Consider the following 19700-nt stretch of genomic DNA (forward strand, 5'->3'; position numbering starts at 1 on the left):
TAGCGGCGGACCTTTGGCCCGCCGCTTTTATACGATTTCACACTTTTCAGGATACGCATTAAATTCCATTCGGTGCAAGATACGTCCGCAGGAAGCTACGCGTGCGATCATTCTGAGGATTGGTAAGCAAGTCTTTCGGCTTGCCTTCTTCCACGACAACGCCGCCATCCATAAACAGGATCTTATCTGCCACTTCTCCCGCAAAGCGCATTTCATGGGTGACGATCAGCATCGTCATATGTTCAGCCGCAAGCTGTTTCATGACGAGATTGACCTCTTCGACCAGTTCCGGGTCAAGAGCAGAGGTCGCTTCATCAAAAAGCATAACTTTCGGCTGCATTGCCAATGCGCGCGCGATTGCGACGCGCTGTTTCTGCCCACCCGAAAGACGCGATGGATAAACATCGGCTTTGCTAGATAGTCCGACTTTAGACAGCAAATCCGACGCCAGTTCCCGCGCCTGATTTTTTGACATGCCTTTAAGCTTTATTGGCCCCAGCGTAATATTCTCCATCACCGTCATGTGCGGAAAGAGATTAAAGTGTTGAAACACCATGCCCATCTGCTGACGAACAGAGTTGATATGCTTTTCGAAAGCCTTGCCGGTTAGCGGCTGGTTAACCTGCACGCCATCAAGCCAGACTTCGCCGCCATTCAGCGTTTCAAGATGGTTGATGGAGCGCAAAAGCGTGCTTTTGCCCGAGCCGCTCGGGCCGATGATCGCAATAATCTGACCACGTGACACGGAGAGATCAATACCCTTGAGCACCTCAAGCGCACCATAGGCTTTGCGGGCACCTTTAACTTCCACCATTGGGTTCAGGGCGCTCATCGCGTAACCTCCACTTTTCTTTCGATGCGCCGCAGGCCAGCTTCCATAACGAGATTGGCAGCGTAATAAAGTACGGCGGCGGTCAGATAAAATTCAAACGGGCTGTAAGTTTCGCTGATCGCGATCTGTGCACTATGAACAAGCTCAGCAATCCCAATAATCGAAACAAGCGACGTATCCTTAAGGAGAACGATCATATTGTTGCCGATCGGCGGAATCGTATTCCGGATTGCCTGCGGGATTATGATGTAGCGCAGGGTCTGGCCACGACTAAGGCCGATTGAACGTGCACCCTCCGTTTGCCCCGGATCAACCGTAACAATACCGGCTCGGAAAACATCGGCATTATAAACCGCAAAATGCAGGCTAAGAGCAATAATCCCGGCAAAGAGAGCTGGAATATCAACGCCAACCTGAACAAGCCCGTAATATATAAGATAAAGCTGCAACAGCAGCGGCGTCCCCATAAAAAGCCACATGAAGAAGCGGATCGGATAGGCCAGAATTTTCGGCGCATATAGCACGACGAGCGCGAAAAAGATGCCAAAGGCAAAGCTTAGAACGCTGGATGACACCGCGAGAACAAGCGTCCACCACAATCCGGCGAGAAGCAGTTCTGCATAGGGAGGAACAATAGTGAAGTCGAGAGCTGGCATTTAATCCTCCCTCAACGTGGCGCAAAACGTTTGTCGAGAAGATCGACAATCATAACAACGACATAGACGATGAGCATGTAGAGAACGGCCGTAACCGCAAATATCTCAAAGGGTTTATATGTGGAGCTGATGAAGCGCTGCGCGGTATAGGTGAGTTCCACAACAGAGATTGTCGAAACCAGAGCCGAACCTTTAACAAGCGCTACAGCATTGACGCCCAGTGGGCGGATCATCAGGCGCGCTGCCTGCGGCAGAACAATCAGCCGAAGCGTGAGTTCGCGATCAAAGCCGATCGAGCGGGCGGCTTCTGTCTGCCCTTTATCAACGCTTGAAATTGCACCGCGAATGGACTCAGCCATGTAGGCTGCAATGTTCAAACCAAGACCAATGACGCCAGCTGCGTATGGCTCAAGTTCCAGACCGATCTGCGGCCCACCAAAATAAAGGACGAACAACTGAACCAGGCAGGGGGTGCCACGAAAGATGCTGACATAGGCACCGGCCAAAGAACGAAAGACGATACTATTTGACAGGCGACCAGCCACCAAAAGACCGGCAATCACAAAGCCCAGCAGAAGAGCGAGTACAGAAATCTGCACCGTGACCCACGCAGCCTCCAGAAAAAACGGGAGGACGCGCTGCATTAACGCTAGATCCATAAAACCACTCCGAAAACTCATATAAACCGGCCCATTCTATCGGTTATGACAAAATGGGCCGGGCTGGAAAACCTGCTAGCGAATGTCGCTACCGATCCATTCCATTGAGATTTTTTCGTAAGTGCCATCAGCAAGCATATCGTCCAATGCTTTCTGCATAGCGGCTTTGAGTTCTGGATTGTTCTTGCGAATAGCAATGCCGAGCGCTTCACGTGCGCCGTCAATATTCGGAGTTTCGAGAATGCGAACCTTCTGGCCAGTTTCCTTAACAGCGATCATCACCGGAATGCTGTCCATAACCAGCGCATCAAGACGACCTGCTTCAAGGTCGATCAGCATTTCTGGCAGGCCCTTATAAGTGCGCACGGTCAGGTCGCCCTGAGCTTTCGCCCATTTTTCATGGGCATCGCCCATCGTAACGCCAACTGTCTTGCCATTCAGCTCTTCGAGCTTCTGAACAGGCGAGCTTTCCTTGACAACGACTGTACGTCCAGCGTGGTAGTATGGGCCGACGAAATCAACAGCCTTTTCGCGCTCTGGCGTAATGGTCATCGAAGCCACAACGGCATCATATTTCTTCGCCAGAAGACCAGCAATAATGCCGTCAAATGGTGTCGTGACGATCTCTGGCTTTACGCCCAGACGGTCAGCAATCGCAGAACCAATCGCGACGTCAAAGCCGACAACTTCGTTCTGCTCATTAGTGAAGCTGAACGGAGGATACTGACCGCTCATCGCAATGCGCATTTTGCCAGCGTCTTTGAGCTTGGCAAGTTCATCCGCCTGTACCGGAGCAATCGAGAACGTTGCAGCGATTGCTACAGCTGCGACAGCAATCAGGCTCTTAATCCTGGAATTCATGATTTTCGGTTTCCTCTGGATTTGTCTTTTTGTTTTAGGGCTATGGTTCACCATCAACCTTCATGACGGAGCTTGGCACAGGCTTTGTTTTCAAGCATCCAGCAATATGTCTGCAAGCCCGACACATTGCCGGAATTGACCGGCATATTGTCGGCGCTGTTACCACTCAATTTTTGCAACCAAACTCCAAAACAAAAAGGTCGCACCTTTATTCCTTGCGGATATAAAGATGCGACCTTCAGAATAGCGAGTGAGCTATTTATTATTTCAAAGCAGCTTCAAAACTATCGCTTAATACGCTCAATAGATGGTCTGCATTGGCACGGCTGAACACCATCGATGGGCGCATTTTCAGCACGTTATCATGCGGGCCTTCAGTACCCATCAAGATACCGCGCGCTCTTGCACCATCATTGATTGCGCGCGCCAAAGCCGTTGCAGGGGCTTTGGTTTTACGATCTGTTACCAGCTCAATACCGAGGAACAAACCGCTACCGCGAACGTCACCGATAATGTCAAAACGCTTCTGCATCGCACGGAAACCGTCCAGCAGATAATTACCGACATCAAGCGCATTTTCGCGCAGCTTATCACGTTCGATCACGTCAAGAACCGCGAGACCAGCAGCACAGGAGACCGGATTTCCGCCAAACGTGTTGAAGTACTCCATGCCGTTGTTGAAGCTATCAGCGATTTCCCGCGTGGTGACAACTGCCGACATTGGATGTCCGTTACCGATAGGCTTGCCCATGGTGACGATATCCGGCACCACATCCTGCAATTCAAATGCCCACCAATGGCTGCCGACACGGCCAAAGCCAACCTGCACTTCATCCGCAATGCAAACGCCACCAGCGGCGCGAACCATCGCATAGACTTCTTTGAGGTAGCCTTCTGGCAGGAACACCTGACCAGCGACACTTGGAATGGATTCCGCGATGAAAAATGCCGGACTACGTCCTTCTTTGCGCATGGATTCAATATGCTCTGCGATATTGGCTGCAAAGCGCTTTGCGTGTTCCTCGACTGGCCAGTCTTCCGGAGCGTGATAGCTGTCAGGAATTGTGCCTTCATAAACATGCGCCGGACGGCCCTTACCGGCCTTGCGCTTATATTTATAGGGGCTGAGATCAATCAACTCCTGTGTGGTGCCGTGATAGGCCCAGTCGAGAACAATTGCTTCATTGCGGTTGGTATGGTTTCGCGCCATACGCAGCGCCAGACTGTTTGCCTCGCTGCCCGAACAAGCAAAAGAGGCAACCGTCAGACCTTCCGGCAATGTGGCTGTCAAACGCTCCGCATAATTGACGATATTATCATGCAGATAACGGGTGTTGGTGTTGAGCAACGCTGCCTGACGCGCAATGGCTTCCACCACTTCAGGATGCGCATGGCCGATATGACAGACATTGTTGAAGCAATCGAGATAGGCACGGCCCGTGTTGTCGATCAGCCATGCACCCTCGCCGCGCACGAACTTGATCGGCTCGGAGTAAGAGATTGAAAGGTTTGGCAGCAAAATCTGCTTACGCTTTTCGATAATCTCTGCACGTGTGTAACCATCCTGATGGAAAGTCTCAGGCGGAATACCGGCCAGTTCAGCGACATCCGGGAAGAGATCAGCCCAAACGTCCAGATACGCCGTTTCGCCCACACCGAGAACTTCCGTTGCAGTCAAATTGAGATCGGTGGTCATGCCGAAATGTAGATGCGGAGTCCATCCACCATTCTCATGAATATCACCCATATAGCCAACCAGATCACCGGCTTTGAGCTTTTGCCCTGCCTTCAGACGATCCAAAGCCTCCTGCGCCATATGCCCCCAAAGGGTCACGAATGGCGGACAACCTTCCGGGCTATGCAACAGCGTTACCAGACCGCCATAACCGAGCGGTTCGCGTTCCACTTCAACGCTTTTGACCGTCGCATCAAGCGGCGTATAAAGCGGCGTTCCAGCAGGCATAAACAAGTCAACGCCAAGGTGATGAATGCGGCGCTGACCATCGATGAAGCGCGATTCAAACGCCGTATCCGTATAAACAGTGCGCTTTTCGCCCCATGAACCAATACCAAGCTCGATATTGTTTTCGGCGCAGAAATTATCCCACCACTCGGTTGCCTCTTTTGCACGCTGCTCAGCAGATGCGACCGTCATAAAGTGCGTTTCATCGCCATAAGGCACAATTGCCTTGGTCATGGTAGCCGGTGCAGGCTGCACGATTGGCGCAAAGGTTTTGTGGTTATCGGAAATCCATTTGCGGATTGCGCCAGCGCCTGAAATCGCATCAAAACCACAGGCTTTGCGCAGAATAGCGGTAGCAAAGCGTGGATTCATTGCATCCATCTTGGCCAGCAAATTCCATGCCGGTGCTTCGCTGATAGCGAGATATGGATTGTCTTCTGTCTGATCGCGGCGCGATGCCGAGAATGTCACGCTGGTGACAAGCCGCATTGCGATGAGATCAAATAGCAGATCGACTTCTTCTTCTTTCAGCGGATATTTTTCATTGAAACCTGCAGCTAATGCTGCGGCTGCGCCAATCGGGTCTTCCGTATCAAGCGCTGCATAAGCACATGCAATCGCCACTTCTGCAATCAGCACCGTATGAACAGCATCGCCAAAATCGATCAGCCCTGCAATCTTCTCATTGTCTTGCTTATCGACCAGAATATTCCAGTCATTCGCGTCATTATGAATGACCTGCGCGCGCAGACCTGCAAGCTTAGGCGCAACCAGTGTTTCAAAGCGAACGATAAAACGCTCAAGCAATGCCCTCTTGTCTGCATCGCCGACAAAGTGCAGACGCGTGCGTGCGCGTCCAGCATGACGCAGATCCCAGTCAAGTTCACGCAAAGCACCCGGATGAATGAAGCCCTGAAGCGCCTGATCCAATTCACCCAGCGAGCGGCCAAGATTGCGCATTAGTTCAAAGGTGCGCGTGACTTGTGCCATTGGGATACCCGGAAGCCAGCCAACAAGCCGCACGGCGTAGCTTTCGCCATCGGCAGCAGTGGTGGATGCAAGCATATCACCGGAAAGACTTGGCTTAAGATAAGGCACAGCCAGTTTGGAGGCGCCATTTGCGAGATGACGGAAAAGCGCTGTCTGGAACTCGCTTTCAACCTTTGGCTCACTGGCATTGACGATTTTCAAAATCCAGCCAGCATCACTTTCGGTTTTCAGCCGATAATTGCAGTCCCGTTCACTATCAAGTGCAGATGCGCTTCCGGTAACGCCAAATATTTCTTTGGCAAGCTTTTCAGCATCGATTGGAGAGAACTGGGGCGCTGGATGAGATAGATCGGTCATAAACAGTTTTCCGGGTTAGATTTGTTGTCGGCAGCTTGGCACGTCAACCATTTTCAGGCATCAAGTATCCTGTCGGGATAACCGGCACATTGTCGGAATAGACCGGCATATGTCCGGCACTGTGAATGGAATTGGAATGCGTGAACTAGACGCCAAAGATCGCGAAATACTGGCAATCTTGTCGAAAGAAGCACGAATTGCGCTTAAAACGCTGGCCGGACGTATTGGCCTGTCGCGCAGTGCTACAAGCGAACGCGTCACCAATCTCGAAAAAAACGGCGTTATCAGAGGCTATCGTGCAGACATCGGCGAGATTGATGCCAATGTAATCCGTGCCGCCCTGTTGATTAATCTCCGTCGAACGCCTGCGCATGAATTGCTGGACATACTTGCCCGGCACCCTGAAGTGCGGCGCGTGTCATCAGTCAGTGGTCAGCTTGATCTCATCGTTGAACTTGAAGCCGCATCAATTGATGGTCTTAATCGCGTGAGAGACCTTCTCGCAGGCCATGACATTGTCGAAGATCTGACAACCGCTATCATATTGCGACGCGACATTGATCGGGAAATGAAATAATTTAAAGCTGTTTCTTATTCACAACCACATTGTCTATTCCCGGAATTTAAATTCCGGGAACGAATCTGCTTGCTAATACAGCCTCTAAACTGACGTCACCTTGAAAGCCTCTTTCTAGAGCGCATCCCGAAAAGTGTGAAACGGTTTTCGGATAAGATGCGCGTCAAAACAAATAGTTAGAGCGCCGATCTGATTCAATCAGATCGAAACGCGCTCTCGTGTGGCTCCGAACCCGAAATTCGCTCGGGAAGCGGCTTTACAGTGACCCGAACTTCCGTGCCTCCATACTAGGCTATTTATACATTATTCTAATATCATTCATGAAATTATAATATATAATTTACTCAAGACAGCGAATACGAGCAGATCAAAACAGATAAATCTCATTAAAAAGCAGATTTGTTCAATATCCAAATACATAAGGTGAATAAAAATATCAACATTACCATTTGAGCTATTAGGGGCAAAATTATGACTGACGAAACAAAGGGTGTGAAGGATTATCACGGACCGGCGGGCGGTTGGGGCGCACTTAAAGCTGTCGCAGAGGCAGTTCGTGATCAGATGGGTACAAGCACAAACACGCGTGCTTTGCTGCAAATGAACCAGCCAGATGGATTTGATTGCCCCGGCTGCGCATGGCCCGATCCAAAACACACTTCGTCTTTTGAATTTTGCGAAAACGGCGCGAAAGCTGTTACATGGGAAGCAACACCGAAGAGAGTTGATCCAGAGTTTTTTGCACAACACACCGTCTCTGAATTATGGGAATGGAGCGATCACAAGCTGGAAGCGCAGGGACGCCTCACCACGCCATTGCGCTATGATGCAAAGACCGATCACTTTGTTCCCATATCGTGGGAAGAAGCTTTTGAGAGGGCTGGAACTGCTTTGCAGGCCCTCGGAGATGCCAATAAGGCCGAGTTTTACACGTCTGGCCGCGCTTCCAACGAAGCCGCATTCCTGTTTCAGCTTTTTGCACGTGAGTTTGGAACCAACAATTTTCCCGATTGCTCCAATATGTGCCATGAGGCCACCAGTGTTGGGCTGCCAAAATCGATAGGGGTCGGCAAGGGCACGGTCACACTCGAAGACTTTGATCATGCTGATGCTGTGTTCTGCATAGGCCATAATCCGGGAACCAATCATCCGCGCATGCTCGGGACATTGCGATCTGTGTCTTTGCGCGGCAAACCTATTATAGTGCTCAATCCAATGCGCGAGCGCGGTCTTGAGCGATTTGAAAATCCACAATCGCCCACTCAGATGCTGACGGTTGGCTCGACACCACTCGCATCCTCCTATTATCAGGTCAAAGTTGGCGGCGATGTCGCGGCAATCAAAGGCGTGATGAAAGCTCTGTTTGAGGAAGATCATGCACAGGTTCAGCGCGGTGAACAGGGCCTGCTTGATCTTGAATTTATAGCGGAGCACACGGTCGGCTTTGAAGAACTCAAAGCTGATATTGAAACTACCAGCTGGCAAAAAATTACCGCGCGCTCCGGTTTGAAACGTGAAGCCATTGAACAAATGGCGATGGTCTACTGTTCATCAAAGAACGTTATCATTTGCTATGGAATGGGCATAACACAACATCGCCACGGCACCGAAGCGGTGCAACAGCTAACGAACCTGCTCATGCTGCGCGGGAATATCGGGCGCGAGGGAGCGGGCATTTGCCCGCTGCGCGGACACTCGAATGTTCAGGGCGATCGTACTGTTGGCATCACTGAAATACCAACAGAGGCGTTTCTGGATCGCCTGGATAAAGCATTTGGTATCAATGCGCCACGCGCGCACGGGCACAATGCAGTGAAAGCTGTCGCTGCTATGCGCGATCACCAGTCCAAAGCCTTCATAGGATTGGGTGGCAATCTGGCAGTTGCAATGAGTGATCCGCAGGCAAGTTTTCCTGCATTCAAACAATTAGACCTGAGTGTTCAGATTTGCACAAAGTTAAACCGGACTTGCCTTCTCACGGCACGCGAAAGCATTGTTCTGCCTTGTCTTGGACGTACAGAGCGCGACATTCAGGCGACCGGGCGCCAGTCGATCACTGTTGAAGATTCAATGGCGATGGTTCATGCATCGTCGGGTAAGTTAAAGCCTGCGTCCGATCTGCTTAAATCTGAGCCAGCTATTATTGCCGGACTTGCAAAAGCTGCTATTCCGAACACTAAGATTCAGTGGGACGATCTAATTGCCGATTACGATCGTATTCGGGATAAAATCGAAGAAGTATTCCCCGACTTTCATAACTTTAATGCCCGTATTCGCATTCCAGGAGGCTTCCGTTTGCCTGTCGGTGCATCTGAGCGTCAGTGGGGCACTCCAGACGGAAAAGCCCACTTCCTTGTCGAGGCAACTACGGATGAAGATGATGGCCGCGACGATTCCGAACTGACACTCATGACAATTCGCAGCCATGACCAATATAATACAACCGTCTACGGCATGAATGATCGTTATCGCGGTATAACCGGTCGCCGCGATGTCATTTTTGTAAACGAAGACGACATGCTCGATCTTGGCTTCGCAAATGGTGACGTTGTCGACGTCATTGCGGGCCAAAGGGTTTTGTCCTCACAAACACTGGTTGCTCATGCGATCTCGCGTGGCTCTGTCGCAGCTTATTATCCAGAAGCAAACTGCCTGATCGGGCTGGAAGATGTCGATAAACAAAGCTGGATACCCGCTTATAAGTCCGTGCCCGTAAAACTCAGGGCAAGCTGATACCCCGGCCATTAAACTGACCTTTGAAGCGTAAGCCAGGCCAGTTCAAAATTTTAGAGCGCTGATCTGACGTGAGCAGATCAGCGCTCTTATCATATGTTTTACGTATTTTTCCTGAATGTCATCTCGTTTTCTTTTCATCTGGTCGCCTAAAAAAGGCGCCCCGACGAGCATGGGCTGAATATTTTGCCAAGATCCGGAATATTCTAACAGCTTTTCAAGTCAAACGCTTCCTGCAACCATCTGCAAAATTCCTGCCTACAGAATAAGAACAAATATAAAATAAAATTGATAATTTTGAAATAACGTGAAATATTAATTGCAATTATAATTTTATTTATTTGGATATTGAAGATGAATATTAATAATATTATAATATACACATCTTATACATTCATAATATACTTTGCGACTGCGTTTGAAAATACTTACGCCCAGACCGGGCAAATTAAAGCCGGGTATGGGGAAACAGTGGACATCCAGCCAGATGTCGTCACGACGCAATCCAATACGAATGGTTACGGTCTTTATGCTACCGACGGCGGCATTATCCATTCGAGTCTCGGAAACGTGTCAACATCCGGCAGCAGCGCAACAGGCCTGTTTGCAGCCGAGCCCGGCAGTGTCATTTACTGGCAAGGCACGAACATTTCCACATCCGGCTTTCGCGGGCGCGGCATCGACACCGTTCGTGGGGGGCAAGTTATTGGCTATGGAACAATCATCACCACCGGAGAGCGAGCCCATGCGATTCAGGCGGGCGACACCAACCCAACGGCAGGACCGGCAAAGGTAACTCTCTTATCCGGCACCTCTGTTCACACTATTGGCAATGGTTCTTACGGCCTGCATGCCTATGCGACTGGCACGATAAGCGGGACAGCGAATATCGTAACAGAAGGTGTCAGTAGTTTCGGTGCGCATGCAGAAAAAGACAGCACAATTACGATCGACAACTCTAGCATTGAAACCCATGGTCTGAATGCTATCGGCCTTCTAGCAAACACAGATTCCATAATGCCCGGCGTTGATTACACGCCGGGGCACCTGACCGCAACGGCCACTGTTGTCAAAACGACAGGGGACAATGCTTTCGGTGCTTTTGCTGATGTTCAGGCGTCGATCACCCTTATTGACACCACAATTGAAACACTTGGCGACAATGCAATTGGCCTGTTTGCAAACCGTGGCGGCACGATCGATAGCAAAGGCCGCGTGAGCACAAATGGCAACAACGCCTACGGCGTTGCAGCTGGACTGATTGCAGTACCGGGAAAAACGGACAGCGTTAAGCAGAATGGTAGCATCATTACAAAAGGAGACGACGCTTACGGTGCCTTTGCCCAAAACGCGGCCGAACTCGATATTTCAGGCTCCATTCAGACCTTTGGCGACGCTTCGCACGCTGCTGTCATTGACGGCGCAAAATTACGAATTGACAATCTGAGCGTGAAAACTGAAGGCAATGATGCACTGGGGCTTTATGCAAAGGCTGGCGCCACCATTACCGGACAGGGAGACATCACCACACAAGGTGCACATGCCCATGGCGTCGTTGTTGAGACCGATAGCGCTGTTAATCTGGATAATACGACGATTAAAACATATGGCGCATTTGCCGATGGGGCATCGGTAAACAAAGGCGCATTCACACTCGCCAACGGCGTTATTTCGACAAATGCGCATGGCATCGCCGTCGCGGACAGTTCCAATGTAACACTGGTGAACACAGATGTTAAAAGCAAACTAAGCACAATAGTGGCGCGGTTCACCGAAGATAATGCACAAATCAATCTGAACATTGACGGCACATCAAATCTAAAGAGCGACAACGGTGTTTTGCTTCACGTCGAGCGCGATGTGTTACCAGCCCAGACGGGTGCGGTTAATTTAGTTATCGCCGACCAATCCACCGTCATAGGCGACATTATAGACAATGACGCAAAGACAAGCGGTTATACGGATGTAACTCTCGGTGCCAATGTGACATGGAATGGCAGCGTACAAGGTGTGCGTCATTTCAAATCGACAGGCGGCAGCAGTCGTATCAGTTTTGGTGAAGGATCCAGACTGCATGGCGATTTCCACGCGATAAGCTCCGATATCAATTTCCATCAGACCGGAGCGAGTGTCGAAGGCAATATACTATTAAGTCACAACTCAAATGTAGCGGGCGGCTCACCAACCAGCGCAATTGCCGTTGCGGGCACTATGATTGTCGATGCTACATCCTCCTTGCGTGGCAGTTGGGCAGTTGCCGGAAACCTCACAAATGACGGAACAATAGCGCCGGGAACAACTGTAGGAACCATAACGGTCGGCGGTAACTTCGTTGCTTCTGACAGCTCGGCCTATGAAGTTGAAATTGATGCTTACGGCAACAACGACATCATCACTATTGCGGGAACGGCAACACTTGGCGGACATGTGTCTTTGATAACGCAAGGTCAAGAGAGTGGTTTCACCGTCAACCACCGCTATACAATACTATCGGCCCAAGGCGGCTTGAATGGAACAACCTATGATGGTCTTGTGAATTGGAATGGTGCATCACCTTTCATATATGTAGCTCCGACACTATTCTATGACCTGCAGAATGTTTACCTCACGCTTGCGCGCAACAATGTGCTTATCTCCAGCGCCGGTGAAACACCCAACGAGCGAGCAGTTGGTCGGGCCCTTGATTATGGCGGATTATCCGACAATTTTGGGAGAGCATTACTGCTACAAACCAATCAAAAGGCTGTAAGGTCGCTACTGTCACAGCTTACAGGCGAAGCGCATCAATCTCTTCTCAGTGCTCTGCAACAAAGTTCATCACACACACGAGATACTATCAATGACCGTCTGCGCGATGCCTTTGCAGAAGACGGTCCCGTTGTCTGGTCACGTGCGATCAATACGGAAAGCACGACCAAATCCTATCCCGAATATAGTGACCTGCAACAAAACAGCACCGCCCTTTTCGTAGGTGCTGATACAACCATTGTTGAAGACATCCGCGCTGGCATTATGGCTGGTATCAGCAACACTGACTTTAACATCGACGCTTTGGGGTCGACTGCGCATTCAAAAAGCTATCACATTGGTGCTTATGGCAGTTGGAACTACGAAGATTGGAGGCTGAGTTTGGGCAGCGCTTATAGCTGGCATAACATTTCCATGCAGCGCTCATTTCCAATTTTTGATACACCACAAACGCTTGAGAGTGAATATCGCGCAGATAGCTTTCAGGTCTTCAGTGAAGTCGGTTACAAGTTCAAATGGGATGCGATTACCGTCGAGCCATTTGGTGGGCTGGCTTATATTCAGACGAACCGCGATAGTTTCAACGAGCATGCATTTAACAGCACCTTCGCGGTCAATCTCAACGGCGAGCAATCATCGATACGCAACACTATCTCATCGCTTGGCATTCGTTTGCAGAGCGAATGGCAGCTCGAAAATGCAATGCAGCTTGAACTCTATGTAACGCCTGAATGGCGCCACAGCTTTGGCAATCAAAATGCGCGTTCCTTGTTTTCATTCAACAACAGCAGCTTTGAGATAAGCGGACTACCAATCACGCGCGATGTATTTGCCATCGACAATGCATTGATGCTTTCCCTCAACGAGGCTGTAAGCCTGAGTGTGGGTTACAATGGTCAGTTTGGCAAAGGCTTCGTTGAGAACTCTATCAAAGGCCTCGTCAAAATCAAATTCTAGCCCACTTAGTCCATGCGCATCTTGCCGATGACAAGAGAAGACGTGGCGACCCGCGTCGCCACGTATAGATCGTATACCGAAGACCTATCCTCAAAGAAACAATGCGGTCTCCGGTAAAGCACGGTCTTAAACAAAGAACGAAAGCACAGATCTGATCTAACCAGATCGGCGCTTTAAATATTAGTTTTAACGCGCATCTTTTCCGAAAAACGTTCACACTTTCGGGATGGGCTTTAGTGTCCCTGAATATAAACGACATGCGTTTCCGTAAACTCGTAAAGACCGTGCTTTCCGTCAGCGCCACCAATACCAGACTTGCGACGTCCCGCATGGAAACCCTGCATTGCCTCAAAGTTTTCGCGATTAATATATGTCTCGCCAAACTTCAGTTCACGGCTGGCTTTCAAGGCAGCGTTGATATTGTTGGTATAGATAGACGAGGTGAGGCCATATTCTGAATCATTGGCGCATTGGATGGCTTCATCGAGACTATCGACAATCTGTATTGGCAGAACTGGGCCAAATGTTTCTGTCCGCATAATGTCCATATCAGAATTGGCTCCGACAATCAGTGTTGGCTGGTAGTGGAAGCCCGGCCGGTCGTCCGCAACCTTACCGCCAGTGAGAACTTCTGCCCCCTGTTTCTTGGCTTTTTCTACTGCGGCTGAAACCTTCTCCAGAGCCTGCTTGTTGATAAGCGGCCCCATATCAAGGTCATCGCTCTTTGAGGGATCGCCATATCTCGTATTCTCGAACAAGGCTTTGAGTTTTCCAACAAAGACGTCATGCACAGCGCGCTCAACATAAACGCGCTCAGCACAGTTACAGACCTGGCCAGTATTGATCACGCGTGAGTCAAAAATTGCTTTAGCGGCAAGATCGAGATCAGCGTCTTTCAAAACAATTGCCGGAGCCTTGCCCCCTAATTCAAGATTGACTCTGGTCAGGTTCTTGCCGGCTGCCTGCATGATATGGCTACCTGTCTGAACACTTCCGGTGAAAGTGATCAGATCAACCGCTGGATTGTTGATCAGCGCATTACCTGTAACTGCACCGCGCCCGCCAACAAGGTTAAAAACACCCGCTGGAAGATCCGTCTCTGCAACAAGTTGTGCGAAGATAAATGCGTTGAGTGGCGTCTCTTCACTCGGCTTAATGACAATTGTATTGCCTGTGACCAAAGCCGGAGCAAGTTTTCTCGCAATAAGAAAGAACGGGAAATTCCACGGCAAAATGCCCGCAACAACGCCCAGCGGTTTACGGAACAAAAGCATCGTTTCGTTTGGACGATCGCTGGTAAGAATCTCACCCTCAAGACGTCGCGCCCACTCCGCCATATAATCAATATAGTCAGCGGTGAAATCGACTTCGACTTGCGCGAGCCCGCGTACTTTGCCTTGTTCCTTCACAATCACATCAGCAAGTTCGACACGGTGCTCCCGCACCTTGGCGGAAATCTTGCGTAGATAATTTGCACGCTGGATAGCTGGCAAAGCTTCCCAAGCTGGTTGTGCCTTACGCGCAGCTTCTACTGCCTGATCAACGATTGCAGCACTGCCTTCTGGCACCCGTCCAAGCACATCATTTGTCGCGGGATTAAGCACGTCTATATAACTTGATCCGTCGTCGACGAACTTTCCATCAATATAATTTAAATAGGATGCTGCCTTGTCTGAAAAAGAGCCTGTAACGGGACGCTTCGAGGTCTGTGATGTCAATTTCTTTCCTCCAGTTTGCGCTGCGCTTCAACAAAGGCAGCAATAGAGAAAAGATGTCGAACTCAAACAGGCATGTCATCTGGCCAACAGACTATTACGTCTTTAAGTGGCTCAAGCTTGAGCCATTACGTGTTTTTTTTGACCGCATATTGCGTGATTTTCCGTTTCATTGTCGCACGGCTTACACCCAACGAGTCAGCCGTTGCTGAAACATTGCCTTTGTTACGGCGCAGGCCACGCTGAATGACCCCCAATTCCGCCTGCGCGAAATCGTCTGACGCACGATCATTTAACAGATCTCCTGCAACCAATCCCTCTTTGAGCATCTTCGGCACAATGCCCAGATAATGACGCGCAGCGCGCGTGGCACCGATAACCATGTCATAGGGGTCCAGAGCAAGAAGACGAAGACCAGTTCCCGGCACATCAGGAAGAGACACAAAGCGCGCCGATGCATATGCATGGCGGAACAATCGCTCCTCGATTTGACGTACCGTGTTCAGCAACAGAGTTTGAACGATTTGCGTCTGCCAACTATATTGCTCATCTTTGTATAATGTGACGTTCAAAACGCCGTTTATTCCGGCCTCCGCATCAAAAATCGGTGCGGCTATGCAACTGATATTGACCTTGTCGACATAGAAATGCTGGTCTCGACGCACGGTGAGGCAGCGCCCTTCGACCAAAGCAGTTCCAATGCCATTCGTTCCCTGAAATGGCTCGCTCCAGTTTACTCCGGGAGCCAATCCCCATTGCGTGAGGTCTTTCAAATCAGCCTGCGAACCGCGCCGCGAAAGCGGAATGCCATTTGCATCGGAAAGCAGGACGCAGCAGCCTATCTCCTCTACAGCGTTGAAAAAATCGTCCAGTGCGACAGATGACACGTGCAGCAATATCTCGCTTTGCTCAAGAGCATCGTTAAGCTCCATCTGACTTAACACATGCATGCGCCGGGAATTGGATGGGTCAAGTTTATGAACATTGAGACAGCGTTGCCAGGATGCAACCGAAAATGAGCGTACAGCATCTCCAGCCTGAACGGCGTTGCTTATTCTCTCAAAATGCTGTTCAGCCTCGACCATAACCTTCCCCATATGCCTGATGACAGATTTAACAGAGCATACATTCCCGGATCAAACGCTAAACTACCCATCGGCTAGTCACAACTCTGTAACATCATCCTTCTTGAGCGTGAAACACATAAAAGGAGCCGACATGATCAAATGATCGGCTCCTTAAAATAGGTGTGCGATACAACACAGCGCAAATGTTAAAAGAAAGGGCTAGGCTTAGAACTTCATTCTTAGATTAGCATTCACGCCATTTTGCGTGAGGCCCGATCCGAACTGTCCCTGATAGGAGACATTCAACAAAGCAGATTTGCTCAGTTCAAAATCAAAACCACCCGAAACCAACGCGGTGTCTTTCCCAATGCTGGTTCCTCCAATGACAAAGCCATCAGATCCGGCAAAGCTTGCAAATGAGTTTGATCTGTCATCACCAAATGCATGGCGCCATCCAAGATCTGCCCGTGCTTTGACGGGAATAACCTTTTCGTTCAAAGTCGCTGTCGCGCGGAAACCAAGCGTCGAAAGCGTGGTGTTCATCGAGTTTTCGTCGACGTTCAGCCCTGCTCCCTGAGTGCCCGTTTCTGAGAAAGCATCTGTTTTCAGTCGAACATAAGCAAGATTTGCGTATGGCTCGAAGCTCGCCTTTTCGGTGACTGGAAGCTTATAGCCCAATTCCCCAAACACCTGGAAACTGCCAGCATCATAGCTTGATGACAGACGGTCATCGAAGCCAGCAAATGCAATTGCGCGTTTCATCTCAATGTTGTGCCATGTATAGGACAGGCCCGAGCGGAATGCGGCAACGCCCTGTGCCACAGGCATTTCGGTACCAGCATAAGTGCCGATTGTGTAATCATCACTGGTACCGGACGACATACGCTCATTGAGACGGAAGTTTGTCTGGCTGTAGCTGGCCAGCACCCCGAGACGCCAGTTATCAAAAACCTGCGCATCTATGCCGGAGACGAAACCACCAATACTGGATTTCGAGCGTGCTGCATTGCCATCACCAGACAGGTTCGTCCAACCGCCAAATCCGTGCCCCCAAATGGTTGGCAAGCGCCCATTTTCAGAAGGCTGGTTGCTGGCAGCGAAAGCTTGAGACAGATTGTTGTAAACTGCTGAACGCGTATAGGCACTGTTGTTGATGAATGTTGACTGGATCGACGCATAAGCTTCGCCAGAGAGTTGGTCATAAGCCTGTCGAGCATCTTGCTGTCTCAAAAACAGGATGTGATCATAGAGCGTGCCGCCGCTTCCCTGACTTTCCAATGCTACAGCGGTTGAGAACTGGTTTTGGCTGTTTGCAATATCTGCAAATGCAACATCTGAGCGGCTTGTATCGAGGAAGACGTTGTTGGCATCATAATCAAGCGCGAAATCGATAAAGCGCGCATCCTGAACATATGAACCAGCGATCTCGCCATAAGTGCCGTTTACGCCGCCCGTCGCACTGAGCAAAATAGAACGCGATGAGGCCTGTGCACCAGAAGAAGATCCATTGTGCACCAGTTCGAGCGAACTGCCATCCTGAAGATCAACGGCTCCATCGACAACAATCTGATCAACGCCAGCATTCGGCCCATTTCCTGCAATGAGATCCGCCAGATAGGTTGATCCCGCTTGCTGCGTGAATGTTCCATTGACGGTCAGCGTGCCAATGGCATTGTCTGGGTTGAATGCACTGCCCGGCGCGACGTTACCACCGTCAAACAAGGTCAATTCGCCAACAGCGCCAAGTCCGGCAATCGTGCCTTCTTCTGACACATCTGTGGGTGAAGTGATGCTGCCATTCACCTCAAGAACGCCACCAACAATACTGGTTCCACCCTGATAGCTATTGTTGCCATCAAGAACGAGAATACCGTCGCCACGCTTGGTCAGATCGCCAATGCCCGAGATCGAGTTTGACCAGATCGAAGAATAGCCTTGCGTATCGACGTCAAAAACGCCGGTATAGCGAAATGCCATAGGGCCATCGACAGCAGCACCGAGATTCAAAAGCCCCTGACCGAACTTCGCTTCGTCTTCAAAACCTTCTTTGGTCGCTGTTGTGAGAATGGTTTCAATCGTCTGACGTGCGTTTAGATAAGGAAATGCTGATCGCACCACGGCTGCAGCGCCTGCAACATGCGGCGATGCCATCGAGGTGCCATGCAAATATTGATATTCCTGATTGTCATTCGTCGGGTCACCAGCCGGCCAGGTCGAGTAGATGCCTTTTGGATCGCCTCGTTTTGTCATCGCCCCACCGGGGGCCGCCAGACACCATTCTGCCGCCTCACCACATTCATTGCTGTAGGGGGCCATTTTCCCATCTGGCCCAACGGAAACAACAGCAATAAGGGATCCTTTCAGATCGGAGAAATCCATGTCGTCGAAATCGGGATCTGCGGGGTCAAGAAAGGTATAAGTGGATGGATCGTTTAAATTCAGATCAGGGTGATCCGCATCGATAAACCTGATGTTTCCGCTACGGATGAAATCCGGCGTGATGAGCGGAAACATACCAATTCCACTTGGCATGGACGTGTAGTAACCGGGCTGATCTTGTCGTTCATTACCAGCGGCAAAAACCAAGACCACGTCTTTTTCCGCCGCATATTTCAGTGCTTCATATGTTTGATCAAGTTCGCCGGGATCAGAGAGTTGAAGCTGATAATCCAGAACCTGATAATATGGATTAGCCTTCCCATCAATTTTTGGAAGTGGGAAGGAAGGTGGACCATAGCTGCCATTCAAAACCTGGGCACCATGATCAGCAGCATAAATAATAGCTTCGTCTGAAGGATAGAGATCGTCTCGTCTGCCAGCGACTTCAATCGCACGAAACGGCATGATCATGGCGTCATAGGCCACGCCTTGCATACCAAAACCATTACGGCCTGCACCAATGATACCTGCAACATGAACACCATGTCCGTTCAGCGACGTGTCAGATTTGCGCTCTGGGAAGACATTATCAGGAGCCTGATCGTCGCCAAAATTATATAGAAACGGCGAAATACGTCCGGCAAACTCCGGATGATTGACATCAAACCCGGAATCGACAACCGCCACGACCACACCCTTGCCCGTGAAGCCTTTCTGATAGGCTGGCAGGGCGTTGATCATATCAAGCCCCCAATTGGCATAATATTCGGCATCAGCAAGATTTTCGGAGGCTTGAGGCATATTCTGCGCAAAAGCAAAATTCGGCGTCATTAGTGCCGTTGATAGCAGCAGAAATTTCAACCCACTCTTAAAAGAAAACATGCCCGCCCCATAAAACTCGACAAATGAAATACCCCCCTGAAAAGGGCCCCAAAAAATACAATATTACTAAACAAGAATAAGTAATCCCTGAAATTGGCTATAATCACATAAAATCATCGACATGCTTAAGTTTTACAAATAATTCAGACGAACAGGGGCCAAATGAATTTCAAGTATATTTGCAAATATGCTCCGTTTAACGCATCATTTTCGCGTCTGATTGGTTCGAACCCGGACTAAGCAAGCTGGCTTCTTCACAAAAATTGGCAGCTCGAACGCCAGAAGCGCAGCCTGGTGCGAAAACCATTTCACAGATTTCGGAGC

At 49.9% G+C, this 19700-nt stretch carries 11 protein-coding genes; 3 read left to right on the forward strand and 8 right to left on the reverse strand.

Features of this window, described 5'->3' with window-relative positions; translation table 11 throughout:
• Nucleotides 1–58: 58 nt before the first annotated feature.
• From WH356_RS16925 to WH356_RS16945, 5 genes are all read right to left on the reverse strand, one after another.
• Nucleotides 59–832 (reverse strand): amino acid ABC transporter ATP-binding protein, encoded by a 774-nt coding sequence (locus tag WH356_RS16925; RefSeq protein ID WP_339512882.1) that lies wholly within the window; start codon nt 830–832, stop codon nt 59–61.
• Entirely contained in the window at nt 829–1488 is a 660-nt protein-coding gene (locus tag WH356_RS16930) for an amino acid ABC transporter permease (RefSeq protein WP_339512884.1), read from the reverse strand. The genes WH356_RS16925 and WH356_RS16930 overlap by 4 nt, the downstream gene beginning before the upstream one ends.
• A gap of 11 nt (nt 1489–1499) precedes the next feature.
• A complete protein-coding gene (locus WH356_RS16935) occupies nt 1500–2147 on the reverse strand; it encodes an amino acid ABC transporter permease (RefSeq protein ID WP_339512886.1) in 648 nt (215 codons plus the stop codon).
• A 75-nt stretch (nt 2148–2222) separates the two neighbouring features.
• Nucleotides 2223–3008 (reverse strand): ABC transporter substrate-binding protein, encoded by a 786-nt coding sequence (locus WH356_RS16940; protein WP_339512888.1) that lies wholly within the window; start codon nt 3006–3008, stop codon nt 2223–2225.
• 262 nt (nt 3009–3270) lie between these two features.
• Nucleotides 3271–6318, reverse strand: a complete 3048-nt coding sequence (locus WH356_RS16945; protein ID WP_339512890.1) for an aminotransferase class III-fold pyridoxal phosphate-dependent enzyme — start codon at nt 6316–6318, stop codon at nt 3271–3273.
• Nucleotides 6319–6454: 136 nt separating this feature from the next.
• On the opposite strand from WH356_RS16945, the gene WH356_RS16950 reads away from it, so the two are divergent.
• The 3 genes from WH356_RS16950 to WH356_RS16960 all read left to right on the forward strand — a co-directional run bounded on the left by WH356_RS16950 (nt 6455) and on the right by WH356_RS16960 (nt 13333).
• Nucleotides 6455–6895, forward strand: a complete 441-nt coding sequence (locus WH356_RS16950; RefSeq protein ID WP_339512892.1) for an Lrp/AsnC family transcriptional regulator — start codon at nt 6455–6457, stop codon at nt 6893–6895.
• A 471-nt stretch (nt 6896–7366) separates the two neighbouring features.
• The gene (locus tag WH356_RS16955; protein WP_339512894.1) at nt 7367–9628 is read left to right on the forward strand and encodes an FdhF/YdeP family oxidoreductase; all 2262 of its coding nucleotides are present in this window, start codon (nt 7367–7369) and stop codon (nt 9626–9628) included.
• Between the two features lie 471 nt (nt 9629–10099).
• Nucleotides 10100–13333 (forward strand): autotransporter outer membrane beta-barrel domain-containing protein, encoded by a 3234-nt coding sequence (locus tag WH356_RS16960; RefSeq protein WP_339512896.1) that lies wholly within the window; start codon nt 10100–10102, stop codon nt 13331–13333.
• Between the two features lie 233 nt (nt 13334–13566).
• Here WH356_RS16960 and aldA read toward each other — a convergent pair whose 3' ends face one another.
• The 3 genes from aldA to WH356_RS16975 form a co-directional block, all read right to left on the reverse strand.
• Entirely contained in the window at nt 13567–15051 is a 1485-nt protein-coding gene (gene aldA / locus WH356_RS16965; protein WP_339512898.1) for an aldehyde dehydrogenase, read from the reverse strand.
• A gap of 125 nt (nt 15052–15176) precedes the next feature.
• A complete protein-coding gene (locus WH356_RS16970; protein WP_339512900.1) occupies nt 15177–16133 on the reverse strand; it encodes a GAF domain-containing protein in 957 nt (318 codons plus the stop codon).
• Between the two features lie 207 nt (nt 16134–16340).
• Nucleotides 16341–19376 carry an autotransporter domain-containing protein gene (locus WH356_RS16975; RefSeq protein ID WP_339512902.1) on the reverse strand — a complete coding sequence of 1012 codons (3036 nt, stop codon included), beginning with the start codon at nt 19374–19376 and terminating at the stop codon, nt 16341–16343.
• Nucleotides 19377–19700: the final 324 nt, after the last annotated feature.

Origin of the sequence: Ochrobactrum sp. MYb379 (genome assembly GCF_037479515.1) — a bacterium.
GTDB lineage: Bacteria > Pseudomonadota > Alphaproteobacteria > Rhizobiales > Rhizobiaceae > Brucella.